Raw genomic sequence first — 5,614 nt, forward strand, 5'->3', positions numbered from 1 at the left:
CACTGTGAAAAACGCCGGGCCCACCACACTGGACGGATAGGTGACTACGACTGGAGCTCCATCGCTCTGCATCCTGCGGGCGACCCGATCCCCGTAGGCCTTCGTTTTCGCGTAGGCCGAGCGGCCCTTTGCCGGTAGAGTGTCCGGACCGATCACGGGGCCCGGTGGCGGAAACAACGCCGTGTAACTGCTGACCGACACGATCGGGTCCAGGCCCCGGTCATTTGCAAGCCGCATTCCCGATTCGGTGGCGTAAGCGTTTATCTCCCACATCAGCTCTTCTTGCCGATTGTCGGTACCGACGACGCCGGCGCCATGCACCAACGCGTCACAGCCGTCGAGCAATTCCGCTACGGCCACAGCGTCGCGGACATCGCCCTCTATGGGCGTCACATCGCCCAGGTCGGACAGCCTCCGCAGCAGCTCGTCGTGCCCCCTTTTTGCCCGGAACTGCAGGCGGACGCTGTGGTGGGCTGCTAGCAAGGCACGCACAATATGAGCGCCGACGTATCCGGTTCCTCCCGTCACGGCAATCTGCACGAAAATCCCTTTCCTGAACCATTTATCGGTGTCAGGTCACAACCGCATGTCCGGACACTCTGTTGTAGCACCGCGGCGACGACCAGACGGACAGGTGTTTCACTGACTAGGACTGGGACGGGTTCACAATGCGGTCAGCTTCGCAGAGACCCATCGTCAGGAGCCCTGGTCGCCAAGCGCGTAGTCGACGGCCTCGCCGAACGTCAGCGAGCCGCCTTCTCGACGGGCTGCTTCGAATTCGCTCTCGCCGAGCGCTTCGCGGGCATGTTGTTCGCATCGGCGGTGGTGGTCTATCAAGTCAGGGAACTTCAACATCGCAGTGCCAACGGCACGGAACATGGACTCCGCGGCACTCGTCAATACGACGGCAAACCGTGCGTTGTCCTCTTCCATGGCGATCCATGCCAACGCCTCCAGGCATGCTGCCGCCACCCGAGCATCATTCGTCACCTGCGCCAGCTGCAGGCCCTCCCTGAGCCGTTGGACTGCGTTATCGCGTTCGTTCAGTCGCCATTTCGCAACTCCGATCGACCACAGCGCATTTGCCTGATAAACCGACTCACCGTGTGATACCGAAAGCGCAAGGGCCTTCTCGTACCAGGGCAGCGCCTGCGCCGGTTCGCCGCGCAGCTCGTGGGCCCAGCCGAGATTCATCAACCCCACTGAGAGCACATTGAGATCACTCGTCGCGTCGATTGCCGGCTCCAAAGTGGTCAGTGAACGTTCGAGGTCACCGGTGAGCAGCGCAGTGAATCCATCCGCGACGGAAACGAAGGCACGGGCACAGGGATCGGTCAACTGTTCGGCCAGAGCTCGAGCCTCCGTCACCCGAGCCCTTGCCGCCGACATATCGCCCAGCACCGCGGCCAGGATGGTAGCCGCGTACAGCGCCTTGGCGCGGTCTGTGCTTGCGTCCGGCGGCGCATCCTGAAGTGTGCGGTCGAGCAACCGGCGCCCTTCGCTGAACAGACCACGGGTCGTCCAGAACGGGACCAGAGCGGCGGCCGTTTGGATCGCCGTCACGTCGCCCTGCGAAAGGCTGAAGTCGAGCGCTTCACGCAGATTCGGCAGCTCTGCCTCCACGCGTTTGAACCACCACAGCTGGCGCGGACTAAACCACCCGGCCTCCGCCTCAACGACTAACCGGTGGTACCAGTCGTGGTGCCGTCTGCGCAGTTCGTGGTATTCGCCGGTTTGCTCGATCTTCTCTCGGCCGAAGGCGCGCAGTGTTTCGAGTAACCGGAAACGAATCACGCCGCGTGCTTCGGCTCGGACGAGAATCGACTTGTCCACCAGCGAGGACAACAGATCGACAAGCTCGTTGGGGTCGAGCCCGTCGCCGCAGATGTCTTCCGCAGCATCAAGTTCGAAGCTTCCCGCAAAAACCGACAGCCTTCTCCACAGCTGCTGTTCCGCGGGCGTGCACAGGTCGTAACTCCACCCGATGCTCCAACCCAGGTTCTGTTGCCGGGCCGGTGCACCACGGTGCCCTCGGCTCAATAGCGTGTATCTGGACGACAACCGCTCCAGGATCTGTTTGGGCGTCATCGCCTTTAGCCGCGCCGTCGCCAGCTCGATCGCCAGAGGCAGGCCGTCCAGCCGAGAGCAGATCCGCGCCACGGTCTCCTTGTTCTCGTCGCTGAGTTCAAAACCCGGTACCGCGGCAGCAGCGCGCTCGGCGAACAACGCCACCGCGTCGAATCCGGAAAGCCCGCGGAGCGTAGGCTCGGAGTCCACATCCGGACACGCAAGGGGCAATAACGGCAGCACGCGTTCCCCTGCCACGCCAAGGGGTTCGCGGCTGGTTGCCAGGATCCGCACCTTTGCACAGACCCGCAAGAGCGATTCGACGAACTGCGCGACCGCATCGATCACCTGCTCGCAGTTGTCAAGCACGAGCAGCAATTCACGCGCGGACAAGAAGTCCATCACCACGTCCTGCAACGGTCGGGCCGGCTGATCTCGTAGACCCAATGCCGCGGCTACCACGTCCACCAGCAATGACGGGTCGCGCAACTCGTCCAATTCCACCAGCCATACCCCGTCGGGGAAATCCGTCTGCATGTCCGCTACGGCTCTCAGCGCCAAGCGGGTCTTGCCGACACCGCCGATCCCGGTCAGCGTCGCCAGACGCGACTGCGCCAACAGACGCTTCAGGTCTTCCAAGTCGGTGCTGCGACCCACGAAACTGGTCAGCTCAAGCGGCAGATTGCCCCTAGTCCGGCCGCTGTCGGCGCTCGCCGCTGACTGCTGCACTGACGGTTCCGCATCGGATTCGGCACGCAACGCCATCTGGTCAACGGCGAAGCCGTGATTCCGTTGAATCTGCTGGAGCTCTTGCCCTAACGCCAACACGGATGGCCGGTCCCGGGGATCACGCGACATCGCACGTTCGACGGCTATGGAGACGTCCTCTGGGATGCCGCGATCTCTCAGATCGGGGGCCGACTCGGTGGCGATCCGCAGGAACTGCGTCACTACCTGTTCGCCACTACGGCGTTCGAAGGCGGCGTGCCCGGTAAGTGCGGAAAACAGGGTGGCCCCAAGGCCGTACACGTCCGATGCGGTGGTCGGTGGCTCGCCGCTGAGAACCTCCGGAGCGGTGAACGCCGGCGAGCCGGTGAAGGTGCCGCTGGCGGTTGTGAACCCGCCGGGAATGTGCGCGATGCCGAAATCGGTCAACGCCGGCTCGCCGTAGTCGGTGAACAAAATATTTCCGGGCTTGACATCCCGGTGCAGAACGCCGATTTGATGCGCCGTCTCCAGCGCGCCGGCCATCTTCACCCCCAGCCGCAGCACCTCGTGCAATGGCAGCGGACCATGTCGACGGATCCGGGCATCGAGCGAACCTCGTTTGTGATACTTCATGACCAGGTAGGGGTAGCCGCTCTCGGTTTCGCCGACCCGCAGCACGGCGACGATATTCGGGTGGTCGCCAAGCCGGCCCATAGCACGTTGCTCGCGAAGAAAACGCTGCCGATCCTCGTCCAGCTCGCCGGTAAGGACCTTTACTGCGACGACCCGGTCCAGAGCGGACTCGGTGCACCGATACACAATGCCGAAACCGCCACGCCCGATTTCCTCGGCGTCATCTAGCCCGACGGCACGCAACTCCGAGGCGACGGCGTAACCCACGTCGCGCTGCGTCTTCAACGGATCGCTGACCATTCACCGCTTCCCTGCGATCGGCTCAGCATAAACCCGGGTAGCGCCCCACGGCCGCGCGCTAACCCCGATCGCTGGCCGCGGCGCCGACCAGTGCCCGTAGTTCACGACGCACGATCTTGCCGGTGCTGCTACGGGGCAGCTCGTCGAGCATCATGATCTCGCGAGGCACCTTGTAGTTGGCGAGGTTCTCCCGCACATGCTGCTTGAGCAGCTCAGGGGTGACTGATCCCCGGTGCTCGAGCACGACGAACGCCGCCAGCCGCTGGCCGAACTGTTGGTCGTCCACGCCGATCACCGCCGCCTCCGCGACGTCGGGATGCGCCGCCAGGATCGTCTCCACCTCGGTCGGGTAGACGTTCTCGCCGCCGGAGACGATCATCTCGTCATCGCGGCCCACTACAAATAGCCGCCCGGCCTCGTCGAGATAGCCCATATCACCCGAGGCCATGAAGCCGTCATGGAAATCTTTGGTCGTGCCGGAGGTGTAGCCATCGAATTGGGTGGTGTTGCGCACGAAGATCTGACCGACCTCCCCGGTGGGGAGGTCGCGGAATTTGTCGTCGAGGATGCGAATATGTGCGCCCTCGACCGGCTTCCCGGCGGTGTCGGGCGCCGCGCGCAGGTCTGCCGGCGTGGCCGTGGCAACCATGCCGACCTCGGTGGCGTTGTAGTTGTTGTAGATCACGTCGCCGAACTGGTCCATGAACGCGGTCACGACGTCGGGCCGCATCCGCGATCCCGAGGCCGCGGCAAAGCGCAACGACCGGCAGTCGTAACGATTGCGGACCGCCTCTGGCAGGTCCATGATGCGGTCGAACATCACCGGCACCATCCCGAGCCCGGTGGCCCGATACCGGTCGATCAACTCCAGGGTGGCCTCGGGGTCGAACTTGCGGCGGGTGACCACCGTGCACGCCATCATCGCCGAGAAAACCAGCTGACCAAAGCCCCACGCGTGAAACATCGGCGCCACCACCACCGTGGTCTCCTCGGCACGCCACGGCACCCCCCTCAGGATCGCCAGTAGCGCCTCCGGCCCGCCGCCGGAGCGCTTGGCGCCCTTCGGTGTGCCGGTGGTGCCCGCGGTCAACAGGATCAGCTTGCCCTTGCCGAGACGCTTGGGCCGCTGGCCGACGTGCGCGGCGATCAGCTTCTCGACCGTGACGTCACGGATTGACGGGTCATCGGTCCATGCGACGATCCGCGCGGCGGCGGGATTGCCGACGAGCGCTTGGTCGACCGCGGCGGTGAACTCTTCGTCGTAGATGACGGTGTCCACACCCTCCCGCTTGACCACCTCGGCCAGCGCCGGCCCCGCGAATGACGTGTTCAGCAACACCACATCGGCACCGCTTCGAGTGGCCGCGACCAGCGCCTCGACGAAGCCGCGGTGATTGCGGCACATGATGCCAACGGTCTTGGGAGCCGCTCCACCCGATAGCGCCTGCAACGCGGCGCCAAGTGCGTCGGACCGCTCATCGAGCTGGCGCCACGTCAGGGTGCCGAGCTCGTCGATCAAGCCCGCACGATCCGGGCACCGCCGCGCCGCGATCGCGAAACCGATTGTCTCCGTCATGCCCTCGCGTCGCCCTGCGGCGCCGATCCGAAAGTACTTGTCCGGCCTGAGCGGGGCGATCATCCGCGCCCGCCGCATCGTGCCGAACAGCTCTCGGGTCTGTTTCATGCGCTCCGGCATCGCCATCACCTAACCGACCACGGGAAACCGACGCTCACGCGCCAGCCGGTCGAGAGCCATCTGCATCACCGAGCGCACGTGTGCATCGACCTCGTCGACATCAGGATTCTCACCGAACTGGTCGGCAATGTCGATCGGCTTCAGCACTTGGGTGACGATCTTGGTGGGTAGCGGCAGGTTGAGTGGGATCGCCACGTTCAGGCCGAACGG

At 64.4% G+C, this 5,614-nt stretch carries 3 protein-coding genes and 1 pseudogene; all 4 read right to left on the minus strand.

Going from position 1 to position 5,614, the window contains the following annotated elements; all coding sequences use genetic code 11:
• The coding region (locus ACLP4W_RS00700; protein ID WP_442383132.1) for an NAD-dependent epimerase/dehydratase family protein at positions 1–540 on the minus strand (540 nt) is incomplete at its 3' end.
• A 156-nt stretch (positions 541–696) separates the two neighbouring features.
• On the minus strand, positions 697–3,708 hold the full coding sequence (locus tag ACLP4W_RS00705) for a protein kinase domain-containing protein (protein ID WP_442383134.1): 3,012 nt from the start codon (positions 3,706–3,708) through the stop codon (positions 697–699).
• 58 nt (positions 3,709–3,766) lie between these two features.
• Complete coding sequence (gene fadD12, locus ACLP4W_RS00710; RefSeq protein WP_442383136.1) at positions 3,767–5,392, minus strand: acyl-CoA ligase FadD12; 1,626 nt, start codon at positions 5,390–5,392, stop codon at positions 3,767–3,769.
• 21 nt (positions 5,393–5,413) lie between these two features.
• A pseudogene (locus tag ACLP4W_RS00715) lies at positions 5,414–5,614 on the minus strand (glycerol acyltransferase); the annotation flags it as partial.

Source organism: Mycobacterium sp. (genome assembly GCF_052145595.1).
Taxonomy (GTDB): Bacteria; Actinomycetota; Actinomycetes; order Mycobacteriales; family Mycobacteriaceae; genus Mycobacterium.